The 19,483-nt window shown below is 62.0% G+C and carries 24 protein-coding genes, 1 tRNA gene and 1 riboswitch; of the genes, 12 read left to right on the top strand and 13 right to left on the bottom strand.

Features of this window, described 5'->3' with window-relative positions:
• Nucleotides 1-19: 19 nt before the first annotated feature.
• The 3 genes from ABGT73_RS02625 to ABGT73_RS02615 form a co-directional block, all read right to left on the bottom strand.
• Entirely contained in the window at nucleotides 20-535 is a 516-nt protein-coding gene (locus ABGT73_RS02625; protein ID WP_346668288.1) for a GNAT family protein, read from the bottom strand.
• A 16-nt stretch (nucleotides 536-551) separates the two neighbouring features.
• Nucleotides 552-1,298, bottom strand: a complete 747-nt coding sequence (locus ABGT73_RS02620) for a copper homeostasis protein CutC (protein WP_346668287.1) — start codon at nucleotides 1,296-1,298, stop codon at nucleotides 552-554.
• A gap of 125 nt (nucleotides 1,299-1,423) precedes the next feature.
• A complete protein-coding gene (locus ABGT73_RS02615) occupies nucleotides 1,424-1,681 on the bottom strand; it encodes a hypothetical protein (RefSeq protein ID WP_346668286.1) in 258 nt (85 codons plus the stop codon).
• Between the two features lie 239 nt (nucleotides 1,682-1,920).
• On the opposite strand from ABGT73_RS02615, the gene ABGT73_RS02610 reads away from it, so the two are divergent.
• The 3 genes from ABGT73_RS02610 (at nucleotide 1,921) to ABGT73_RS02600 (ending at nucleotide 4,832) form a co-directional block, all read left to right on the top strand.
• Nucleotides 1,921-2,550: an XRE family transcriptional regulator gene (locus tag ABGT73_RS02610; RefSeq protein ID WP_346668285.1), complete on the top strand. Its 630-nt coding sequence runs from the start codon at nucleotides 1,921-1,923 to the stop codon at nucleotides 2,548-2,550.
• 156 nt (nucleotides 2,551-2,706) lie between these two features.
• Nucleotides 2,707-4,071, top strand: a complete 1,365-nt coding sequence (locus ABGT73_RS02605) for a putative DNA modification/repair radical SAM protein (protein ID WP_346668284.1) — start codon at nucleotides 2,707-2,709, stop codon at nucleotides 4,069-4,071.
• Nucleotides 4,050-4,832 carry a TIGR03915 family putative DNA repair protein gene (locus ABGT73_RS02600; RefSeq protein ID WP_346668283.1) on the top strand — a complete coding sequence of 261 codons (783 nt, stop codon included), beginning with the start codon at nucleotides 4,050-4,052 and terminating at the stop codon, nucleotides 4,830-4,832. The genes ABGT73_RS02605 and ABGT73_RS02600 overlap by 22 nt, the downstream gene beginning before the upstream one ends.
• Here the strand turns inward: ABGT73_RS02600 and ABGT73_RS02595 are convergent.
• Nucleotides 4,823-5,215: a BlaI/MecI/CopY family transcriptional regulator gene (locus ABGT73_RS02595; RefSeq protein WP_346668282.1), complete on the bottom strand. Its 393-nt coding sequence runs from the start codon at nucleotides 5,213-5,215 to the stop codon at nucleotides 4,823-4,825. The two genes, ABGT73_RS02600 and ABGT73_RS02595, sit on opposite strands and share 10 nt — an antisense overlap.
• 335 nt (nucleotides 5,216-5,550) lie before the next feature.
• Between ABGT73_RS02595 and serC the strand changes: the two genes are divergently transcribed.
• Nucleotides 5,551-6,648, top strand: coding sequence for a 3-phosphoserine/phosphohydroxythreonine transaminase (serC, locus tag ABGT73_RS02590; RefSeq protein WP_346668281.1), 1,098 nt, complete (start codon nucleotides 5,551-5,553; stop codon nucleotides 6,646-6,648).
• Between the two features lie 21 nt (nucleotides 6,649-6,669).
• Nucleotides 6,670-7,830: a phosphoglycerate dehydrogenase gene (locus ABGT73_RS02585; RefSeq protein WP_346668280.1), complete on the top strand. Its 1,161-nt coding sequence runs from the start codon at nucleotides 6,670-6,672 to the stop codon at nucleotides 7,828-7,830.
• A gap of 50 nt (nucleotides 7,831-7,880) precedes the next feature.
• On the opposite strand, the gene ABGT73_RS02580 is transcribed toward ABGT73_RS02585, so the two are convergent.
• Nucleotides 7,881-8,054: a hypothetical protein gene (locus tag ABGT73_RS02580; RefSeq protein WP_346668279.1), complete on the bottom strand. Its 174-nt coding sequence runs from the start codon at nucleotides 8,052-8,054 to the stop codon at nucleotides 7,881-7,883.
• Nucleotides 8,055-8,233: 179 nt separating this feature from the next.
• Here ABGT73_RS02580 and ABGT73_RS02575 point away from each other — a divergent pair, with 179 nt between their 5' ends.
• The 5 genes from ABGT73_RS02575 (at nucleotide 8,234) to ABGT73_RS02555 (ending at nucleotide 12,288) form a co-directional block, all read left to right on the top strand.
• Entirely contained in the window at nucleotides 8,234-9,064 is an 831-nt protein-coding gene (locus tag ABGT73_RS02575) for a PfkB family carbohydrate kinase (protein WP_346668278.1), read from the top strand.
• A gap of 40 nt (nucleotides 9,065-9,104) precedes the next feature.
• Complete coding sequence (locus tag ABGT73_RS02570; protein WP_346668277.1) at nucleotides 9,105-9,614, top strand: tRNA (cytidine(34)-2'-O)-methyltransferase; 510 nt, start codon at nucleotides 9,105-9,107, stop codon at nucleotides 9,612-9,614.
• Nucleotides 9,611-10,513 carry a DegV family protein gene (locus ABGT73_RS02565; RefSeq protein ID WP_346668276.1) on the top strand — a complete coding sequence of 301 codons (903 nt, stop codon included), beginning with the start codon at nucleotides 9,611-9,613 and terminating at the stop codon, nucleotides 10,511-10,513. Before ABGT73_RS02570 ends, ABGT73_RS02565 begins: the two co-directional genes overlap by 4 nt.
• Before the next feature lie 117 nt (nucleotides 10,514-10,630).
• Nucleotides 10,631-10,900: an ACT domain-containing protein gene (locus tag ABGT73_RS02560; protein WP_346668275.1), complete on the top strand. Its 270-nt coding sequence runs from the start codon at nucleotides 10,631-10,633 to the stop codon at nucleotides 10,898-10,900.
• Between the two features lie 20 nt (nucleotides 10,901-10,920).
• Nucleotides 10,921-12,288 carry a PFL family protein gene (locus ABGT73_RS02555; RefSeq protein WP_346668274.1) on the top strand — a complete coding sequence of 456 codons (1,368 nt, stop codon included), beginning with the start codon at nucleotides 10,921-10,923 and terminating at the stop codon, nucleotides 12,286-12,288.
• A gap of 56 nt (nucleotides 12,289-12,344) precedes the next feature.
• Here ABGT73_RS02555 and ABGT73_RS02550 read toward each other — a convergent pair whose 3' ends face one another.
• Together ABGT73_RS02550 and ABGT73_RS02545 are read right to left on the bottom strand one after the other, a co-directional pair.
• Complete coding sequence (locus ABGT73_RS02550) at nucleotides 12,345-13,106, bottom strand: carboxymuconolactone decarboxylase family protein (RefSeq protein WP_346668273.1); 762 nt, start codon at nucleotides 13,104-13,106, stop codon at nucleotides 12,345-12,347.
• Between the two features lie 74 nt (nucleotides 13,107-13,180).
• Nucleotides 13,181-13,906: a 4Fe-4S binding protein gene (locus ABGT73_RS02545; RefSeq protein ID WP_346668272.1), complete on the bottom strand. Its 726-nt coding sequence runs from the start codon at nucleotides 13,904-13,906 to the stop codon at nucleotides 13,181-13,183.
• Between the two features lie 89 nt (nucleotides 13,907-13,995).
• Between ABGT73_RS02545 and ABGT73_RS02540 the strand changes: the two genes are divergently transcribed.
• Nucleotides 13,996-14,667 (top strand): Crp/Fnr family transcriptional regulator, encoded by a 672-nt coding sequence (locus tag ABGT73_RS02540; protein ID WP_346668271.1) that lies wholly within the window; start codon nucleotides 13,996-13,998, stop codon nucleotides 14,665-14,667.
• A 63-nt stretch (nucleotides 14,668-14,730) separates the two neighbouring features.
• Here ABGT73_RS02540 and upp read toward each other — a convergent pair whose 3' ends face one another.
• The 4 genes from upp to tsaE all read right to left on the bottom strand — a co-directional run bounded on the left by upp (nucleotide 14,731) and on the right by tsaE (nucleotide 17,045).
• Entirely contained in the window at nucleotides 14,731-15,360 is a 630-nt protein-coding gene (upp, locus tag ABGT73_RS02535) for a uracil phosphoribosyltransferase (protein WP_346668270.1), read from the bottom strand.
• Between the two features lie 62 nt (nucleotides 15,361-15,422).
• Nucleotides 15,423-15,875 (bottom strand): ribose 5-phosphate isomerase B, encoded by a 453-nt coding sequence (gene rpiB / locus ABGT73_RS02530; protein ID WP_346668269.1) that lies wholly within the window; start codon nucleotides 15,873-15,875, stop codon nucleotides 15,423-15,425.
• Complete coding sequence (gene tsaB, locus ABGT73_RS02525) at nucleotides 15,865-16,578, bottom strand: tRNA (adenosine(37)-N6)-threonylcarbamoyltransferase complex dimerization subunit type 1 TsaB (RefSeq protein WP_346668268.1); 714 nt, start codon at nucleotides 16,576-16,578, stop codon at nucleotides 15,865-15,867. Before tsaB ends, rpiB begins: the two co-directional genes overlap by 11 nt.
• A gap of 50 nt (nucleotides 16,579-16,628) precedes the next feature.
• Complete coding sequence (gene tsaE, locus ABGT73_RS02520; RefSeq protein WP_346668267.1) at nucleotides 16,629-17,045, bottom strand: tRNA (adenosine(37)-N6)-threonylcarbamoyltransferase complex ATPase subunit type 1 TsaE; 417 nt, start codon at nucleotides 17,043-17,045, stop codon at nucleotides 16,629-16,631.
• Between the two features lie 137 nt (nucleotides 17,046-17,182).
• Between tsaE and ABGT73_RS02515 the strand changes: the two genes are divergently transcribed.
• Entirely contained in the window at nucleotides 17,183-18,346 is a 1,164-nt protein-coding gene (locus ABGT73_RS02515) for an FtsW/RodA/SpoVE family cell cycle protein (RefSeq protein WP_346668266.1), read from the top strand.
• Nucleotides 18,347-18,385: 39 nt separating this feature from the next.
• Here the strand turns inward: ABGT73_RS02515 and ABGT73_RS02510 are convergent, their stop codons facing one another.
• The gene (locus ABGT73_RS02510) at nucleotides 18,386-18,607 is read right to left on the bottom strand and encodes a DUF378 domain-containing protein (protein WP_346668265.1); all 222 of its coding nucleotides are present in this window, start codon (nucleotides 18,605-18,607) and stop codon (nucleotides 18,386-18,388) included.
• Between the two features lie 383 nt (nucleotides 18,608-18,990).
• Nucleotides 18,991-19,072: transfer RNA gene (locus ABGT73_RS02505), tRNA-Leu, on the bottom strand.
• 312 nt (nucleotides 19,073-19,384) lie between these two features.
• Nucleotides 19,385-19,480: riboswitch (PreQ1-III riboswitch) on the top strand.
• Nucleotides 19,481-19,483: the final 3 nt, after the last annotated feature.

Here is a 19,483-nt window from a genome sequence, read left to right as displayed (position 1 = left end):
GGGTTTTGCTGTTGTTCGGTTACCGTGAAGAGTCCGCTTTCCGTTTGCCGTAGATGCACTGATCATGCAGCCGGCCCTTTTTGAAGATGGCATCCCGCATCAGCCCTTCCGCCCGAAAGCCGTTTTTCTCCAGAACGCGGCGGGAGGCCATATTGTCGGCATAGACCAGGCCGGTGATCCGCACGATGTCCAGCTGTGCGAAGGCCAGGTCACAGACCTGGCGGACCGCCTCGGTCATGATACCCCGGGACCACAGGCCGTTCACAAGGAAATAGCCGATATCGGCATCCTTGCGGTAGACATCCTCCTTCTGGTCCACCGAAACCGTTCCCACGACCTGCCCGTCCACAACGATGGCCCGGAAAATGCCGTTTTTGCCGTCCCGTGCCATCACGCTGTGCAGCCACTGGTCAGCATCCGCCACAGTATAGGGATCGGGCAGCCGGTCCGACAGAAAGCTGCGGTCCACCCCGTTGCCGATGGCCGACAGTGCCGCCCGGTCCCCCGGTGCCCACCGTTTCAGCTCTATTTTCATCCTTTCCACCGCCTTTTCACGCCAGCGCCGCTTTGGCAGCACGCACCGCCTCGGCGTCGGTCTCCTGGATATGCCATTCGTCCAGCCCGGGCAGGCCCATGGGCACGCCCTCCCTGCGGAAGCGCATGCCGCTTTCCCGCAGCGTTTTGCCGCTCATATGAAAAGCCCGCGCCCCCGGCAGCGCCGCCCGCAGTTCCCGGATGACCGCGGCATTCACCCCTGCGCCGATCAGCACCTCCGGGCCATTCAGCTCTTCCCGCAGTGCCAGCAGGCTGGCCAGCGTCGCCTTGCCCTCCCGGCAGGACGCCGCCGCGCCGCTGGTGAGCACCGTGTCCAGTCCCAGCGCCGCCGCCGCGCGGTAGACCCGGACAGGGTCAGCCGCCACATCGATGCAGCGGTGCAGCGTGACAGGCTTGTCCCCGCAGGCATTCAGTAACTGCTCCATAGCCCGGCTGTCCAGCGCGCCTTCCGGCGTCAGGGCGCCCAACACAAAACCGTCCGCACCGGCCGCCCGCAGATGGCGGATCTGGGCGCACATCAGCTGGATTTCATCCTCTGTGTAGAGGAAATCCCCCGGCCGGGGGCGCATCAGGCAACGAACCGGCAGCGGGCAGGTAGCTTTGATCTGCTCCAGCAGTTCCCCGTAGGGGCTCAGTCCGCCCACCGCCAGCGCGCTGCAAAGCTCCAGACGGTCCGCACCGCCTGCCATGGCGGCCTTGGCCGAGGCAAGACTGTCCACACATACTTCCAGGATTTTTTTCATGGTTGGCACGCTCCTTTGGAAGCATTGTAGCATAGCCCCACACAAACAACAAGCCCCGGACACAGTGTGTCCGGGGCTTGCCGCGTTATATGCAGTACCCGCACCTGGGCAGGGATACTCAACTTTCAGGCCGCACGGCCGCCGCGCACCACACGCAGCTGGACCGGACGGGCCGGCACGGTCGCAGGCTCCTCCTTCTCCTGGGGCGGCAGCAGCATGCCGCAGGCTCCATTCAGGATCGTCAGGCCCGCTATTCCCAGCACAACGGCTGCCCACACCGGCAGCTGCCCGGCCGCTGCAGCCGGAACCAGCACCAGGAACAGCAGCGCCGATGCCGTCGCCGCCAGCTTGCCTACCAACGCCTTCCACCATGCCTGTTTCATCCTGAATTCCTCCTTCTATTCTTGTCAGGGTTCTCACCCGCCGCAAACGCAAGAGACAACCATTCGTTGTTTGTTGTCTCTACTATAATACTACTTTTAGTTGTTGTCAAGGAGTTTTTACAACTTTATTTTGAGTTATTTTGGATTTATCTCTTTACAAAGACCACGTTGGGTTGTATAATGAATCTAACAAATGGATTTCCTATTCCTCACCCTGTTTACAAGTAAGGAGTTCCGCCATGTTTGCAGATCGTCTGAAAGAGGCCCGCAAGGCCAAAAAGTACAGCCAGGCCGAGATTTCCCGGATGCTGGGCGTCACCCAGCAGGCTGTGGGTAAGTGGGAAGCCGGTCGTTCCACCCCGGACCCGCAGACGGTGGCCCGTCTGGCCGAAATCCTGGACACCACCGCCGATGTGCTGCTGGGTCTGCAGCAGAGCCCTGCCGACTCCCCCGCCGTGGGCCGTTACGCTTTCAGCCGCTATGCCGAATGCCTGATCCCTGTGGTGGGCACCGTCCGGGCCGGTTACGGCGCCCTCGCCTTTGAGGAGGACTACGGCAAGGAGTATGCCAGCGTCAAGGACCCGCAGAACTATTTCTATCTGGTGGTCAAGGGCGACAGCATGGAGCCGCGGATCTCTGACGGCGACCTGGCGCTGGTCCACCGCCAGAACACACTGGATAACGGCGACCTGGGGGTGCTGGTGTACGGCGCCGACGGTGAAGGCACTTTAAAGAAGTACATCCAGCGCGGCAATTCGGTGGTGCTGCACCCCTTCAACCCTGCCTACGAGGAACTGGTCATCAAGGGCGAAGATCTCGATCACCTGTACATTGCCGGCAAAGTGGTGGAGACCAAAGCCAAGTGGTGATTTCCCGCTGACACGGTTATTGTAGCAGTTCCCGCATCCTATAATCGGGACTTTTGAATCCCGTTCACAGAGAAAATGCTGCCCGCGGCACGGCTTGCAAGACAAGCCTATGCGGCGGGCTGTATTTTTTATACCTTTTTTCAGGAGAAAGATACCATGGACCTGGGTGAAAAACTGGAAATCCTGGCCGACAGTGCCAAATACGACGTGGCCTGCACCTCCAGCGGTGTGGACCGTCCGGGGCGGCACGGCAGTCTGGGCAGCTGCGCGGCCGCCGGCATCTGCCATGCCTTTACCCCCGACGGGCGCTGTGTCTCGCTGCTCAAGGTGCTGTACTCCAACGCCTGCTCCTACGATTGCCGCTACTGTGTCAATCGGCGTTCCAACGACCGTCCCCGGGCCACCTTCACGCCCCGGGAACTGGCCGACCTGACCATCGGTTTTTACCGCCGCAACTACATCGAGGGGCTGTTTCTGTCCAGTGCGGTGCTGGGTACCCCCGACCGCACCATGGAACTGATGATCGAGGCGCTGCGCATCCTGCGGCAGGAGTACCATTTCAACGGGTATATCCATGCCAAGACCATTCCCGGAGCCGATCCGCTGCTGGTGGAGCGCATCGGACTGCTGGCGGACAGGCTTTCCGTCAACATCGAATTGCCCAGCGAGACCAGTCTGAACCAGCTGGCACCTGACAAGAAAAAGAGCGCCATTCTGCGGCCCATGGGCCAGATCGCTGTCAAAAGTGCCGAGAGCCGGCGGGAGCTGGCCGTCTACAAGCGGGCCCCGGCCTTTGCCCCGGCCGGGCAGAGCACCCAGATGATCATCGGTGCCACGCCGGAAAACGATCTGCACATTCTGAATCTCACCGAGGGGTTATACAAAAAATACGCGCTGAAGCGCGTCTTCTTCTCCGCCTATCTGCCGGTGGTGGCTGACGAGCACCTGCCGGCCCTTTCCACCCGGCCGCCGCTGCTGCGGGAACACCGCCTCTACCAGGCGGACTGGCTGCTGCGGTACTACCATTTTTCTGCCGGGGAATTGCTCAACGAGGAGGAGCCCAACTTTGATCCCTATCTGGACCCCAAATGCAACTGGGCCCTGCGGCACTCCGAGTTCTTCCCGGTGGAAGTCAACCGGGCCAGCCGGGCCGAACTGCTGCGGGTGCCAGGCATCGGCCCCAAAAGCGCCACCCGGATTGTCCAGGCCCGCCGCCTCCAGACGCTGGGACTGCCGGAACTCAAGCGCATCGGGGTGGTGCTCAAACGGGCCCAGTATTTCATCACCTGCAGCGGCCACACCCCCGGCCACGGCACCCGGGCCGAGATTGCCGGGGCACTGCTGGACCCCAAGGCCTTTGGTGTGGGAATGCAGCAATTGAGCCTGGACGATTTTGCGGCCAAACCGCTGCCGTCGGCGGCACCGGCCGTTCATCAGCTGGCCGACCACGGCATGGACGCCCGCCAGGCGGCCCGCCTGGTGCGGGAGGAGGCGCTGACATGCCTTACCAAGCGAATGTAACCGACACAGCCTACCACTATGACGGCAGTTTTCCGGGGTTCTTGTGCTGCATTTTCGAGAGCTTCTCCCGCCGGGAGATCCCTGCCGCCGTCTGTCCGCCCCAGGAATCCCAGATGACGCTGTTCGGCGTGCGGGAGATTGTCACCGACCTTTCCCATGCCCGGCGTGTGGCGGCCGGGCTGGAACGGCTGGGACCGGTGATACGGGACCGCCTCACCACGGGATTTCTCTGCACCGATCCGGGCAAGGACCTGAAGCTTCTGCGCTTCGCCCGGCTCTGTTTTGATGTGGGCCCCCGGGCCGCCCAGATGCTGGGCCATGCCGATGCGGCCGATGCTTTCGCCATCGAGCGGGCCGTCAACTGTGAGGCCCACCGCTATATTGAATTCATCCGGTTCGAGGAGCGGGACGGTATGCTGGGCACCGTCATCCATCCCAAGCACCAGGTGCTGCCCCTTTTGCGGGGGCACTTCTGCAGCCGCCTGCCCGACGAGGATTTTCTCATCTTCGACGCCACCCACGGCACCGCCCTGCTGCGCCGCAACCGTCGGGTGGAATACCTGGCCATGGACCACTACACCCCCGCCGCCGACGCGGAGGAACTGAACTGGCAGTCCCTGTGGAAGCGTTTCTTCAAGGCGCTGACCATTGAGGAGCGGCGCAACGAAAGGCTGCAGCAGAACCATGTGTTCAAGCGGTTCTGGCCCGATATGTGCGAGATGCAGCCCGATCTGCCCGGTGCGCAGGCCACTCACTCATAATCATATTCGGGGTTGGCGGCCTGATACTCTCCCAGCCAGCGAAGCAAACGCTCAATGTCGGCGTAACCGATACGGTCGGTGTCCGCCAGGGCGCGCACCATGCGGCGCAGGTCGCCTCCGTACAGCGTTTTCAGGTGGGCCTCGCTGACCGCCCCACAGTAGGTCAGCCGCCGCACCAGTGGGGTGTACAGGTTGCGGTTGCCCTGCTTTTCCGGGCGGACAAAGGACTTCTTCTCCAGCCGCAGCAGAAAATTCAGCAGCGTGGTGTCCGCCCAGCGGCATTCCGGTGGCAGCTTGGCCGCGATCTCCCTCCGGGTGGCCGCCCGGCCGCAGTCCCACAGCGCCACCATCACCTGTTCTTCCCGACGCGATAAAATCTCCATGTCTGCCCCTCTTTCTACATTTGTAGTAATATTCTGCATTTTATTTTACATTTGTAGTAGTTAAATTGTCCATAGGGCAGATTGCACAAATTACAGCCTTTGTTTTGTATCTGTATACGGGTTTTCTTTTACATTTGTAGTATATACTGTTTTCGCCGGGAAAACAGTTTGCCGTTTTACAGAAACACCCCGTCTTTGGGCCGCCTTTTTTCGGGATTTTGCCCGCTTGCCGCCCTTTTGGCATCTTCGTATAATAAATGCATAGCCGCTGCGGCGCGGCGCAAGGCAGCCGCGGAACCGGCTGCCTTTTGAATTGTGAAACGGAGGAGACCATCATGGCAAGAGTATACAACTTCAGCGCCGGCCCGTCGATGCTGCCGGAATCTGTTCTGAAAACCGCCCAGGTGGAACTGCTGGATTACCACGGTTCCGGCATGAGCGTGATGGAGATGAGCCATCGCAGCAAATGGTTTGACGAGATCATCCAGAATACCGAGGCGTCCCTGCGCCGGGTGCTGAATATCCCCGACAATTATAAAGTGGGCTTCTTCCAGGGCGGCGCCACCCAGCAGTTCGCCATGGTGCCACTGAACTTCCTGACCACCGGCACCGCCGATTACCTGGTCACCGGCAACTTCAGCAAGAAGGCCGCCGAGGAATGCGCCAAGTTCGGCACGGCCCGCATCGCCGCCAGCAGCAAGGACAAGAACTTCACCTACATTCCCGACGTGAAGGCCATCGACTACGACCCCAACGCCAGCTATATCCACATCTGCCAGAACAACACCATCTTCGGCACCAAGTACCGGGAGGTCCCCCAGGTGGAGGGCATTCCCCTGGTGGCGGACATGAGCTCGATGATCTGCTCCGAGCCGGTGGATGTAAGCAAATACGGTGTCATCTATTTCGGCGTGCAGAAGAACATCGCCCCCGCCGGCATGGCCATCGCCATTGTCCGGGAGGACCTGCTGGGCAAGAGCGCCAAGGGCATCACGCCCGAGCAGATTCCCACCATGATGAACTACACCACCCTGCTGGCCAAGGACAGCATGTACAACACCCCGCCCTGCTGGTGCATCTACATGACCGGCCTGGTCATGGACTACCTGGAGCATGAGGTGGGCGGCCTGGAAGAGATGAAGCGCCGCAACGAGGCCAAGGCCAAGGTGCTCTACGACTATCTGGACAGCCAGGACTTCTACCACAACCCCGTGGAGAAGGAATACCGCAGCCTGATGAACGTGACCTTCACCAGCCCCGACCCCGACACCGACAAGGCCTTCTGCGCCGCCGCCACCGAGGCAGGGTTCGTCAACCTGAAGGGCCATCGTCTGGTGGGCGGCATGCGGGCCTCCATCTACAACGCCATGCCCGCCGAAGGCGTGGACAAACTGGTCGTCTTCATGGAGAAGTTCCGCAAAGAGCACCAATAACCGGGGAGAGGAAGCACAACTATGTATACCATCAAAACACTGAACGCCATTTCGCCCACTGGCCTGGCCAAGCTGCCGGCCAACCAGTTTGAGATCGACAATGAAGCCACCGCTCCCCAGGGAATCCTGGTGCGCAGTGCCGACATGCATGACGCGCCCCTGCCCGAGAGCCTGCTGGCCATCGCCCGGGCGGGTGCCGGCACCAACAACATTCCCATCGAGGAATGCACCAACGCCGGCATCGTGGTCTTCAACACGCCGGGCGCCAACGCCAACGCCGTGGCGGAACTGGTGGTGGGTGCCCTCATCGCCGGCAGCCGCAACATGGTGGACGCCGTCCACTGGGCCCAGGGCCTGAAAGGCCGGGACACCATCGCCAAGGACGTGGAGAAGGGCAAGAAACAGTTTGTGGGCCCCGAACTGCGGGGCAAGACGCTGGGCGTCATCGGCCTGGGTGCCATCGGTTCCCGGGTAGCCAACGCTGCCGTGTCCCTGGGCATGGAAGTGCTGGGCTATGACCCCTACATCTCCATCGACGCCGCCTGGAGCCTCTCCCGCAGCGTGCAGCACTGTGTGTCGCTGGGTGATATGCTGCCCCGCTGTGATTACCTGACCATCCATGTGCCCTATCTGCCCACCACCCGCCACACCATCAACGCCCAGACGCTGGCCATGTGCAAGGACGGCGTGCGGGTGCTGAACTTCGCCCGCGGTGAACTGGTGGACAACACTGCTCTGCTGGACGCCCTGGACAGCGGCAAGGTGGCCCACTACTTCTGTGACTTCCCCACCGAGGAGCTGCTGGGCGTCAAGGGCGTGGAGTGCACGCCCCACCTGGGCGCCAGCACCCCCGAGAGTGAGACCAACTGCGCCGTCATGGCTGCCGCCGAGCTCAGCGACTACCTGAAGAACGGCAACATCACCCACAGCGTCAACCTGCCCGATGTGAGCCAGCCCCGCGTGGGCGGCCGCCGCATCTGCATCATCCACAAGAATACGCCGGGCGCCATCTCGGCCATCACCGGCATCCTGACCGCCGCCCACCTGAACATCGAAAACATGGTGAACAAGAGCAAGAAGGACATTGCCTACACCCTGCTGGATGTGACCGGTGAGATCACCGACACCCTGGCCGCCGAACTCAGCGGCATCGAGCCGGCCATCCGCGTGCGCGTTCTGTAAGTTTTTCCCAAACAGCAAAAGCTCCCGGCAACCCGCCGGGAGCTTTTCCGTTACCAGTGCATCTGCTGAACGGCCTTGTCCAGGTCCACCAGCGTCTTTTCGGCGCCTTTGGTCAGCTTGTGGACGGTCTTGCGCATCTGACGGCGGTCCTGGGTGGCCATACCCATCACCGCGGCGCCCACCGCCATGCCCACTGCCGCCGAAGCCATTGTGGAAAGATTCATACTGTGCCCCTCCTTTGCTTTTCAGGTACGGCCTTAGCATGTGTTGTTTCCGCCGTTTTATGCGGGATTTGCTCCCAAAAATGGGCTGAAAAGTTTTCTTTCGCCCCGATACGCCTTTTTTTGTGGGGCCGTTTGTGATAGAATCGTAGAGAAATCACACAACAGAAGGATCTTTGTCTATGTCCAATGCTCCCAAAACCGTATTAGCCATCCATGATCTGCCCGGATTCGGACGGGCAGCACTCTCGGTCATTGTGCCGGTGCTGTCCTGCCTGGGCGTGCAGGCGGTGGCCCTGCCCACCGCAGTCCTCTCCAGCCACACGGGCGGACTGGGCACGCCGGCCAAAATGTCCAATCCCGGCTACGGTCCCGCCGCTCTGGCCCACTACCACCGGCTGGGCCTGCACTTTGACTGCATCTACTCCGGGTACTTATCCGATCCCGCCCAGGCCAAACTGGTGGAACAGGCCTTTGAACTGTGGCCCCAGGCCTTCAAGGTGGTGGACCCCGTCCTGGGGGACGGCGGCCGTCTGTACAAAGGTCTCGGCGCCGAGATGGTGCCCGCCATGTACAATCTGTGCAGCAAGGCCGACCTCATCACCCCCAACGTGACCGAGGCTGCCCTGCTGCTGGGCGACCCGCTGCCCGGGGTGGGCAGCGCCGAACAGGCCGCCGAGCAGACCGCCCGGCTGACCCGCATCGCTCCCCAGGTGGTGGTCACCGGCGTGACCGGCGTTTCGGGCGGACGGTGCATCGGCTGTGTGGGTGCCGCCCGGGGCGGGCAGGGGTACTTTGTAAAAACTCCGCTGATTCCCCGGATGTACCACGGTACCGGCGACATCTTCGGCGCCGTGCTGGTGGGGCGGATCCTCCAGGGCAACGTGCCCCAGGCCGCCGTGCAGGCAGCCGCCGCCTTTGTGGCGGACTGCATCCGGATGACGCCGGAGGGTGCCGACGAACGGCTGGGCGTCTGGCTGGAAGCAGCCCTGCCCGGACTGATGGTGCAGTGAGGCTGCCCGCCCGCTGCCGGAAAAAACAGGAAGTGAAACTATGCCAACGGTAAACATTGTGCTGGTGGAGCCGCAGATTCCCCAGAACTCCGGCAATATTGCGCGTACCTGCGCGGTAACCGGAGCACGGCTCCACATGGTGGGGCCCATGGGCTTCACCATCGACGACAAAAAATTAAAGCGTGCCGGTCTTGACTATTGGCACCAGCTTGATATAACATATTATCAGGACCTTGCGGACTTTTTCAGCAAAAACAAGGGGCCGTTCTTTTATTTCACCTCCAAGGGGCCGCGCCGCCATGTGGATGTCGCCTACCCTGACGGTTCCTATCTGGTCTTTGGCCGCGAGGACGCCGGCCTGCCCGAAGAACTGCTGGTCCGGCACGAAGCGGACTGTGTGCGCATGCCCATGCGGCGCGGGGAACGCTGTTTGAACCTTTCCAACGCGGTGGCGGTGGGTGTCTATGAGGTGCTGCGGCAATGGGATTTTGCAGGCCTTGAAACCCACGGACAGCTGACGCGGTATGAATGGAGTGAGGATGTACAATGAGCAAAATCGGATTTTTGACGGACTCTTCCGCGGATATTCCCCAGGAACTGGCGGAGAAATACGGCATCGAGGTGGTGGGCTTCCCCATCAACGTGGACGGTACCGAGTACATTGAGCGCCGGGATTTCACCAACGATCAGTTCTATCAGATCATGCGGGACGCCCAGGGCGTGCCCACCACGGCGGCCATCACCCAGCTGCAGTGGTGTGAGATCTACGCGCGCTATGTGGACGAAGGCTACACCGATCTGGTCCACCTGAGCATCAACAGCAACGGTTCCAGCACCTACAACAACGCCCTGAAGGCGGTGGAGATGCTGGCCGAGGAGCGCCCCGGCCACCAGCTGCGCATCCAGGTGCTGGACAGCCACACCTATTCCATGGTGTTCGGCTGGCATCTGTGCGAGTGCGCCCGCAAGGTGCGCAACGGCGGTGAGCTTTCCACCTGCATCGACGAAATGATGTACAATCTGGACTGCGCGGAAGTCTGCCTGGCCGCCTACAGCCTGAAGCAGATGAAGAAGTCCGGCCGTGTGAGCGCGGCGGCCGCCGTGGTGGGCGACCTGCTGGGCATCCGGCCCATCATCAGCCTGAACGAGGGCGTTTCCAAGGTGGAAGCCAAGGTGCGCGGCGATGCTGCCGTGCCGCCGGCCATGGTCAAGTGGGTATCCAGCCGGGTGGACAATGTGCGGGATATGCCCTACATCGTGGGCTACACCTCCAGCAAGGAAAAGCGGGATGAGCTGGTCAAGCTCTGCAAGAAGACCTTCGGCCATGCGCCGCTGACCACCTTTCAGCTGGGCGCGGCCGTCAGTGCCAACACCGGCCCCGACGCCATCGCCATTGCTTTCAAGGGGCATCCCCGCCATCTGGAGGCCTACGCCCCCCAGCTTCCGTAAGAAAAATACCGCACCGGGAGAGACTTCGGTCTCTCCCGGTTTTGCTTTGTCCGCCTTGCGCCTGCCCTGAAACTCTGCTATAATACAATCATTCTGAATGAGGGGGTCTATCGTACCATGAAAGCAGTTATCACCGTCATCGGCCACGACACCGTGGGCGTCGTCGCCAAGGTCAGCGCGGTCTGCGCCGAACTCAATATCAACATCGAGGACATCTCCCAGTCCATCATGCAGGAGATGTTCTGCATGATCATGCTGGTGAGCCTGAACCACTGCACCGCCGACCCCGCCGCCGTGCGCGACCGTTTTGCCGCCCTGGGCGAAGAGATGAAGATGCAGGTCACCGTGACCCGCCAGGAAGTCTTTGACGCGATGCACACCATCTGACGGGGAGGACGAAAAGAAGCATGAGAATTCTGAACAGCAGCGACATTCTCGAGACCATCGAGATGCTGACCGCCGAAAATCTGGATGTACGCACCGTCACCATGGGCATCAGCCTGCTGGACTGCATCGACCCCGACGGCGACAAAGCCTGTGAGAAAATCTACAACAAGATCGTCCGCCTGGCCGGCAACCTGGTGCCCGTGGTGGACGGCATCAGCGCCGAGTACGGCGTGCCCATCGTCAACAAGCGGGTCAGCGTGACGCCCATCGCCATGCTGCTGGGCGCCGCTCCCGACGCCGACCCGGTGGCCTACGCCAAGGCGCTGGACCGCGCCGCCAAGACCATCGGCGTCAATTTCATCGGCGGCTTCGGTGCCCTGGTACACAAGGGCTTTTCGGCCGGTGACAAGCGGCTGATCGAAGCCATTCCCCAGGCCCTGGCCGAGACCGATCTGGTCTGTTCCAGCGTCAACGTGGGCTCCACCAAATCCGGCATCAACATGGATGCCGTCCGGCTGATGGGCCAGGTAGTCCGCCAGACTGCCGAGCGCACCAAGGACAACATGTGCATGGGCGATGCCAAGCTGGTGGTCTTCTGCAACGCACCGGAGGATAACCCCTTCATGGCCGGTGCCTTCCACGGTCCCGGTGAGCCGGACTGCGAGATTCACGTGGGCGTTTCCGGCCCCGGTGCGGTGCGCGCCGCCCTGGCCAAACTGCCCAAGGACGCCCCCATGGACGAGGTGGCGGAGCTGGTCAAGCGCACCGCCTTCAAGATCACCCGCCTGGGCCAGCTGGTGGCCAACCTGGCCAGCGAGCGGCTGGGCGTGCCCGCCGGCATCATCGATCTGTCGCTGGCCCCCACCCCCGCCATCGGCGACAGCGTGGCCAATATCCTGGAGGAGATGGGCCTGGAGAGCTGCGGCTGCTGCGGCACCACCGCCTGCCTGGCCCTGCTCAACGATGCCGTCAAGAAGGGCGGCGTCATGGCCTCCAACCATGTGGGCGGCCTGTCGGGCGCCTTCATCCCGGTGTCGGAGGATGACGGCATGATCCAGGCCGCCAACTGCGGCAGCCTGACGCTGGAAAAGCTGGAAGCCATGACCGCCGTCTGCTCGGTGGGCATCGACATGGTGGTCATCCCCGGCGATACCTCCGCCGAGGTCATCAGCGGCCTGATCGCCGACGAAGCCGCCATCGGCATGGTGAACAGTAAGACCACCGCCGTCCGCGTAATTCCCGCCATCGGCCACCAGGCCGGCGACGTGCTGGACTTCGGCGGCCTGCTGGGCCACGCCCCCATCATGCCCATCAGCAAGTACAGCCCCGCCGTCATGATCCATCGCGGTGGCCGGATCCCCGCCCCCATGCAGGCACTGAAAAACTGAAAATGGCAAAGAAAAAGCGCCTTTCCCCACGGGGAAAGGCGCTTTTTCGTATGATGTTATTGCTCTGTCCAGACCTCGCGGATGGCGTTCAGGGCGTTGAAGAGCCGCGGCACGCCCATATAGGGCATGGCGTGGACCAGCGCCGCCAGGATGCGGTCCCGGCTGTTGCCGGCCTTCTCGGCGCCCGCCACGTGGGCCTTGACCTGTACCTCGGCGCCGCCCAGGGCCGCCAGCATGACGACGGTCAGCAGCTCCCGCCGGGCCCCGTCCAGACCGTTGCGGGTGGCGAAATCCCCGAAGCAGAACTCGGTCAGGAACCGCGGGATGGCCTCGGCGTAGACTTCCGGCAGATCGGCGTAGCGGTCGGCGATCTCGGTGCCGTAGAGGGGCTCCTGCAGCGCCAGCCCTGCCTCATACCGGTCCTCCTCGGTCACGGTGCCCTGGGGTTCCAGCGGCAGCGCAATGCCGGCTGCCGTGAACGCCTCATTCATGGCGGCGATGGCGTTGAGGGTCTTGGGGAATCCGATGAAGGGGGCACACTGGTAGATGGCCTCCCGGATGGACACCGGCGTGCAGCCCGCGTTGAGGGCCGCCCCCACATGGGCCTTGAGCTGGGGCAGCGTCTGGTTGACAGCCAGCACCGTGACGGTCACCAGTTCCCGGTCCTCGTCGCTGAGCTGGCCGGTATAGCAGACCTCGCCGAAAATAAAGCGCTGGAGAATCTTCATGAATTCCGGGTCGGTGCCCTCATCCCCGGCCGGGGCGGCACCAAACAGGATGGCGAATTTTTCCGCACAGCGCTCGATACGATCTTCCATACAATAACCTCCTGACTTCCTCACAGTACATTTATCCTATCACTTAAAGTGCACTTGAAGTCAAGAGTTTTTTCTCAATCCAGGATCCGTCCGTCGGTGGAGATGGTCACCACCTGCCAGGGCAGGAACTTGCCGCTGGCCTGCAATGCCCGCTTGGCGGCCTGCTCCAGTCCGCCGCAGCAGGGCACCTCCATCCGCACCACTGTCACCTCCCGGATATCGTTGCGGCGCAGGATTTCAGTCAGCTTCTCGCTGTAGTCCACGCTGTCCAGCTTGGGGCAGCCCACCAGCGTGATGTGCCCGCGGATGAACCGCTCATGGAAGGCCGCGTAGGCATAGGCCGTGCAGTCCGCCGCGATGAGCAGCTTGGCACCGTCAAAGAAGGGCGCCTCGATGGGCACCAGCTTGATCTGCACCGGCCACTGGCGCAGGCGGCTGGGCGCTGCCGTGGGCAGTGCCGGTTCCTCCCCGCCCCCTGCCAGCGTCTGGGCCCGGCTGCCCGGGCATCCGGTGTGCAGGGCATGGGGTGCGCTGCCGGGACAGCCGCCGCCCGCCTGGGCTTTGCGCTGCTTGGCAGCCAGCACTGCCGCCTCGTCGTAGGGTGCGGCCTCCCGCTCCACAAAGGTGATGGCCCCGGTGGGACAGGTGGGAAGGCAGTCGCCCAGGCCGTCGCAGTAGTCGTCCCGCATCAGATGGGCCTTGCCGTCCACCATGGCGATGGCGCCCTCATGGCAGGCCGCGGCACAGGCACCGCAGCCGTTGCACTTGGTTTCGTCGATCTGAATGATCCGTCGTTTCATATTTTGCCTCCGTATTGACTTTGTGAGGTCAGTTTACTACAATAAGCCCAGAATGTATGTTGTAGTTACAACACAGCAGGAGGAAAACCATGGAAATTCAGGATCTGCCCCGCACCCCGCTGTTCCGCGGTCTGACCGACGGGGAGGTGCAGCGGGCGCTGACGGCGCTGGATGCCCGCCGCCAGCCCTTTCACAAGGAGGAACTGCTGCTGCAGGCCGGGCACAGCATCACCCACCTGGGTCTGGTGCTCCGCGGCCGGGTGCACATTGAACATCTGGACGTGTGGGGCAGCAAGACACTGCTGGGACAGGCCGGGGAGGGCGATCTCTTTGCCGAGACCTACGCCTGTCTGCCCGGCGAGGCCCTGCTGGTCAACGTGATGGCGGCCAGCGATGGCGAGGCGCTGTTCCTGGCGGCTGAACGGCTGCTCCATCCCGGCAACGAGCCCTGGCTGCAGCGGATGGCCCAGAACCTTTTGCAGATCGCCGCGCGGAAGAATCTGGGGCTGGCGCGGCGCAGCCTCTACACCGCCCCCAAGACCATCCGGGGCCGGGTCATGGCCTACTTTTCGGCGCTGGCCGTGCAGAACGGCGGACTGCAGTTCACGTTGCCCTTTGACCGGCAGCAGCTGGCGGATTTTCTGGGAGTGGACCGCAGCGCCCTGAGCAGCACCCTCTCCCGCATGCAGCGGGACGGCCTGCTGACGCTGCAGCGGCGCACCGTGACGCTCCACACCGCGCCGGAGGAGTTTTCCCTGTAAGAGACAAAAACCGGGACACGGACTTAGAGGTCCGTGTCCCGGTTTGGTTTTGTTGTAAACAGATTACTTGGTGCCGAAGATGCGGTCGCCGGCGTCGCCCAGGCCGGGGACGATGTAGCCGTTGTCGTTCAGGCCCTCGTCCAGGGTGCCCACGTAGATATCCACGTCGGGATGGGCTTCATGCAGGGCCTTCATGCCCTCGGGAGCCGCGATGAGGCCGATGAACTTGATGTGCTTGGCGCCCCGCTTCTTGATCTGGGTGATGGCGTCGGAGGCACTGCCGCCGGTGGCCAGCATGGGATCCAGCACGATGACCTCGCGCTCATTGATGTCGCTGGGCAGCTTGCAGTAGTATTCCACCGGCTTCAGGGTCTCCTCGTCCCGGTAGAGGCCGATGTGGCCCACCTTGGCGGCGGGGATCAGGCGCAGCATGCCGTCCACCATGCCCAGGCCGGCGCGCAGGATGGGAACCAGCGCCAGCTTGCGGCCGGCCAGCACCTTGGTGCGGGCCAGGGCGATGGGGGTTTCCACTTCCACTTCCTCGGTGGGCAGGTCACGGGTGGCCTCGTAGCAGAGCAGCATGGCTACCTCGCTGGCCAGGTCACGGAATTCCTTGGTGCCGGTATTGCGGTCCCGCATCAGGCTGATCTTGTGCTGAATCAGGGGATGATCTACGATTTCGACAACGCTCATGGTACAGTCTCCTTGTCAAACAATTTTTATCGGCAGCCTGCCCGGCAGGCCAAAAAACAGATTTACTGGTTCTGCAGCGCCATCATCTTGTCGATGCGCGTCTGGTGACGGCCGCCCTCAAAAGGCGCGTTCAGGAAGGCGTCCACGATCTTGCAGCCAAGGCCCGTGCCCACCACGCGGCCGCCCAGGCACAGGGCGTTGGCGTTGTTGTGGCGACGGGTGAGCTCGGCGCTGAAGGTATCGCTGCAGCAGCAGGCGCGGATGCCCTGCATCTTGTTGGCACACATGGACATGCCCACGCCGGTACCGCAGCAGAGGATCACCAGCGCACAGCGGCCATCCTGCACCGCCTTGCAGCCCAGCACCGCGTAGTCGGGGTAGTCCACACTGGCGGTGGAATCGGTGCCGAAGTCCTCGTACGCCACGCCCAGTTCGTCCAGGTGGGCCTTGATGGCCTCTTTCAGTTCATAGCCGCCGTGATCGGCAGCCAGTGCGATCGGTTTGTCAAATTGCATTGGTCGTTTCCCCCTGTTGTTTTTCTCGCGCGGCCCGCTCCCGTTCCGCCTGGCTCAGCCGGTGATAGTCCGGCAGCAGCTGGGCGGGCGGCACACAGGCCCCCTGCTCCCACAGGGCTTTGGCGGCCAATGCCACCCCGGCCCCGCGCAGCACCTGCAGCGTGGGCGGGCAAACGGCCACACCCGGCACCTGTCCATAAGTATTGTAGCACAAAGCGGCACCGTCGCCAACAAAAAACAACGGTTTTTTACAGCTCTGTACAAATTTTTCCAGCGCCGTCACCGGTTCTGCCGCGTCGGGCGTCAGACGGCTGTGGCTTTCCAGATCAAAGGCCGCCCAGTACACCTGGCCGCGGCGGGCATCCTGGGCACCGATCACCGTCCCCTGCCCCGCCATGCCGTAGGCCAGCGCCGCCATGGTGGACACCGGCGCACAGGGGATCTGCCGCGGCAGCGCCAGTCCCTTGATCACCGAAAGCCCGATGCGCAGCCCCGTAAAGCTGCCGGGCCCGTTGGTAGCCGCCAGCAGATCCAGGTCTGCCACCGTCAGCCCGCAGGCGCGCAGCGCCGTATCGATCATGGGCAGCAGCGTCTCGCTGTGGGTCAGGCCGTTGTTGCACTGCGTTTCATACAGCAGCGTGTCGTCCCGTACCACAGCCACGGCCGCCGTCTTGCCCGCGGTATCCACCGCCAGTATATTCATAAAATCACCTGTACAATATGTACTATTTCCTATATTTTATTCAGATTGTATCACTGATCAATGGTGATACGCCGGGTGGTGTCGTCAATGCGCTGGATGTCGATGCGGATGGGATGCTCCTGGGCCAGCAGATCGGCGCAGTTTTCGCTCCACTCGCAGGCCACCACCGCCCCCATATCCAGATAATCATAGAACCCCGCCGATGCCAGGTCGTTTTCGGTATGGATGCGGTACAGATCAAAGTGCGCCAGCGGGCGCGGGCCCCGGTAGTAGTTCACAATGGCAAAGGTGGGGCTGCTCACCGGGTCGGTGCAGCCCAGGCCTTCGGCCAGCCCCTGGCAAAACGCCGTCTTGCCGGCCCCCAGTCCACCGGTAAAGGCAATGAGCGCCCCCGCCGGCAGCGTCCTGGCAAAACTGCGCCCCAGCGCTACCGTTTCTTCCCGGGAATGCGTGGTATATTCCTGCATGGCAGTCATACTCCTTGCTGTGTAGTCGTATTCATTATAGTACACAATGGGACATTTGTAAAATTTAATTCTCAGGCGTGGTCAAAATCCCGCTGTTGCGCTATAATAAGAGATATATCTGTGAAAGGAGCCGCTGTATGTATCCACTGATCCGCCGTTATCTGCGCCGCGTCGATGTACTGTATCTGGCTTTGTGCGTGCTGTGCTCGGCGCTCAGCGTGGTGGTGCTGGTCTCGCTGGGGTACAGCCAGCTGGGTTCCAACAACAAAGCCTCGGTGCAGGTCATCGCCAGTCTTTTGGGCGTCATGCTGGCCATCGTCTTCTCCACGGTGGATTACCGCGCCCTGGCCCGTGCCTGGCCCCTCCACGCCGTGGTGGCCTGGGGGCTGGTGCTGCCCACCCTGTTTTTCCACAACGTGAACTTCGGCGTGCTCACCATCGGCTTTGACGCCGGCGGCACCTCCAACTACAGCTGGTACCGGGTGGGCGGCATGACCTTCCAGCCGGCGGAGCTGGCCAAGATCAGTTTTATCCTGACGCTGGCTCTCCATCTGAGCCAGCTGCGCGGACAGGTCAACCGCCCGAAAAATCTGCTGCTATTGCTGTTGCACATCCTTGTGCCCCCCTTTTTGATCCACATCCAGGGGGACGACGGCACGGCGCTGGTCTTTCTGGGCATCGGACTGGTGATGCTCTACGCAGGCGGGATCTCCCACTGGCTGGTGGGCGGTGTCCTGGCAGCCGGGGTGGCAGGCGGCGGAGCGCTGCTGCTTCTCAAGCCCGATCTGCTCAAGGGGTATCAGTTCCAGCGGATCATGGCCATCCTCACCCCGGAGGACCCGGCCCTGTCGGACATCACCTACCAGCAGAACAAGGGCGCCATGGCCATCGGTACCGGCGGGCTGACCGGGCAGGGACTGTTCAGCGGTGACCATATCTTTGTACCCAACGCCTGGAACGATTTCATCTTTGCGTATCTTGCCAATGTGCTGGGGTTTGTGGGGGCCGCAGCCGCCCTGATCCTGCTGTTCGTCCTCTGCATGCGCACCCTGCGCACGGCACTGCGCAGTGCCGACGCCCTGGGCCGGTATATCTGCTCCGGCATCTTTGCTGCGCTGTTCGTGCAGTGCGTCATCAACCTGGGCATGAACCTGCAGGTGCTGCCGGTGATCGGCGTGACGCTGCCCTTCTTCTCGGCCGGCGGCTCCAGCGTAGTCATGATGTATCTCTGCGTGGGGCTGGTGCTCAGTGTGGGCATGCACGCCCGCAGCAGCCATCTGAAGGCGGGACCGGTGCTGTAACTCTATAAACTATGTAAGGCGGGCTGTTGCCCGCCTTTTTCAATGGGTATGAGGCTGTGCCTGGGGTTCGTCCCCCATAAAGAGGCTGGGTATCAGGCAGAGTGCGGCCACGCCCACCACAATGAAGATGGTGCGGGCCAGCCAGGTCAGGCTGCCGCCGGTGAACCATCCCACCGCGTTGAAGCCCCAGATGCCGTAGATGCCCCAGTTGATGCCGCCCACGATGGCGAGCAGCAGCAAAATCTTTTTGAACATGGACATACAAATTCCTCCTTTGGGTAGGAGTATGCCACCCGGAGGGGGAATTTATGCGCGGGGCAGTTGATACGCGTGTTCCGGTGCGGGTTCTTGCCTGTGAGCGGGTCGCCCTGTTCGGTCCTGCCTGTGTGCGCCCTCGCAGCTTTGCGCGTCACCTTTACCGCCGGTGGGGTCTCCCGAGGGTCGCCCTGTTCGCCCCCTCACTGCGTATGCCCCCACAGCTTTCTGCGTTCCCTTCCCCGCCGATGGGGTCTCCCGCGGGCTAACCAACAGTCCACTGGACTGTTGGTTCCGGCGCTGCGGCGCCGTCGCCCTGTTCGACCCCTCACCACGGCTATACAAAAAAGCGCCCCCAGGCGGGACACGCCTGGGGACGCCTTTTTGTATGCCGGTGGTGGGGGTCGAACCCACACGGATTTCTCCACACGATTTTGAGTCGCGGTCGTCTGCCAATTCCGACACACCGGCATTTATATTTTAATTTCCCTTGTGTCCCGCACATCTCAGATTTTGGAGGGATGTGCGGGAGGGATATTAAAACCAAATGAAAATATGAAGTTGTGAAAGCGCCGATTTATCAAGGGTTTTGCCAAGGCACCCAACATTCTACGAAGTAGATTTTGAGTCCGTCTCGTCTGCCAGTTCCAACACACCGGCCTGTAACTCTTGAATTATAAACGGTTTGCAGGGGAAAGTCAAGCCTGTTTGCCTGGTTACGTCAAATTTTGGTTGATGCCCTCTTGCAACTGCCTTTTTCCTTTGCTATAATAGCATTTTGTTGAGCAACTTAGGATTTTAGGCTCCGCTGCGATCTTCGCGGCGCAAACCGGTGTCAGGCTGGCGGTCTGGCATGCGGTCAAAATCTATCCGCCGGAGTGT

Source organism: uncultured Subdoligranulum sp. (assembly GCF_963931595.1).
Lineage (GTDB): Bacteria > Bacillota > Clostridia > Oscillospirales > Ruminococcaceae > Gemmiger.
This window is presented reverse-complemented; position numbering and strand designations above follow the sequence as displayed.

Bases quoted from the DNA above. Each gene is read 5' to 3' on its own strand.
- ABGT73_RS02625 (WP_346668288.1), bottom strand. From the start codon at position 535: ATGAAAATAGAGCTGAAACGGTGGGCACCGGGGGACCGGGCGGCACTG.
- ABGT73_RS02620 (WP_346668287.1), bottom strand. From the start codon at position 1,298: ATGAAAAAAATCCTGGAAGTATGTGTGGACAGTCTTGCCTCGGCCAAG.
- ABGT73_RS02615 (WP_346668286.1), bottom strand. From the start codon at position 1,681: ATGAAACAGGCATGGTGGAAGGCGTTGGTAGGCAAGCTGGCGGCGACG.
- ABGT73_RS02610 (WP_346668285.1), top strand. From the start codon at position 1,921: ATGTTTGCAGATCGTCTGAAAGAGGCCCGCAAGGCCAAAAAGTACAGC.
- ABGT73_RS02605 (WP_346668284.1), top strand. From the start codon at position 2,707: ATGGACCTGGGTGAAAAACTGGAAATCCTGGCCGACAGTGCCAAATAC.
- ABGT73_RS02600 (WP_346668283.1), top strand. From the start codon at position 4,050: ATGCCTTACCAAGCGAATGTAACCGACACAGCCTACCACTATGACGGC.
- ABGT73_RS02595 (WP_346668282.1), bottom strand. From the start codon at position 5,215: ATGGAGATTTTATCGCGTCGGGAAGAACAGGTGATGGTGGCGCTGTGG.
- serC (WP_346668281.1), top strand. From the start codon at position 5,551: ATGGCAAGAGTATACAACTTCAGCGCCGGCCCGTCGATGCTGCCGGAA.
- ABGT73_RS02585 (WP_346668280.1), top strand. From the start codon at position 6,670: ATGTATACCATCAAAACACTGAACGCCATTTCGCCCACTGGCCTGGCC.
- ABGT73_RS02580 (WP_346668279.1), bottom strand. From the start codon at position 8,054: ATGAATCTTTCCACAATGGCTTCGGCGGCAGTGGGCATGGCGGTGGGC.
- ABGT73_RS02575 (WP_346668278.1), top strand. From the start codon at position 8,234: ATGTCCAATGCTCCCAAAACCGTATTAGCCATCCATGATCTGCCCGGA.
- ABGT73_RS02570 (WP_346668277.1), top strand. From the start codon at position 9,105: ATGCCAACGGTAAACATTGTGCTGGTGGAGCCGCAGATTCCCCAGAAC.
- ABGT73_RS02565 (WP_346668276.1), top strand. From the start codon at position 9,611: ATGAGCAAAATCGGATTTTTGACGGACTCTTCCGCGGATATTCCCCAG.
- ABGT73_RS02560 (WP_346668275.1), top strand. From the start codon at position 10,631: ATGAAAGCAGTTATCACCGTCATCGGCCACGACACCGTGGGCGTCGTC.
- ABGT73_RS02555 (WP_346668274.1), top strand. From the start codon at position 10,921: ATGAGAATTCTGAACAGCAGCGACATTCTCGAGACCATCGAGATGCTG.
- ABGT73_RS02550 (WP_346668273.1), bottom strand. From the start codon at position 13,106: ATGGAAGATCGTATCGAGCGCTGTGCGGAAAAATTCGCCATCCTGTTT.
- ABGT73_RS02545 (WP_346668272.1), bottom strand. From the start codon at position 13,906: ATGAAACGACGGATCATTCAGATCGACGAAACCAAGTGCAACGGCTGC.
- ABGT73_RS02540 (WP_346668271.1), top strand. From the start codon at position 13,996: ATGGAAATTCAGGATCTGCCCCGCACCCCGCTGTTCCGCGGTCTGACC.
- upp (WP_346668270.1), bottom strand. From the start codon at position 15,360: ATGAGCGTTGTCGAAATCGTAGATCATCCCCTGATTCAGCACAAGATC.
- rpiB (WP_346668269.1), bottom strand. From the start codon at position 15,875: ATGCAATTTGACAAACCGATCGCACTGGCTGCCGATCACGGCGGCTAT.
- tsaB (WP_346668268.1), bottom strand. From the start codon at position 16,578: ATGAATATACTGGCGGTGGATACCGCGGGCAAGACGGCGGCCGTGGCT.
- tsaE (WP_346668267.1), bottom strand. From the start codon at position 17,045: ATGCAGGAATATACCACGCATTCCCGGGAAGAAACGGTAGCGCTGGGG.
- ABGT73_RS02515 (WP_346668266.1), top strand. From the start codon at position 17,183: ATGTATCCACTGATCCGCCGTTATCTGCGCCGCGTCGATGTACTGTAT.
- ABGT73_RS02510 (WP_346668265.1), bottom strand. From the start codon at position 18,607: ATGTCCATGTTCAAAAAGATTTTGCTGCTGCTCGCCATCGTGGGCGGC.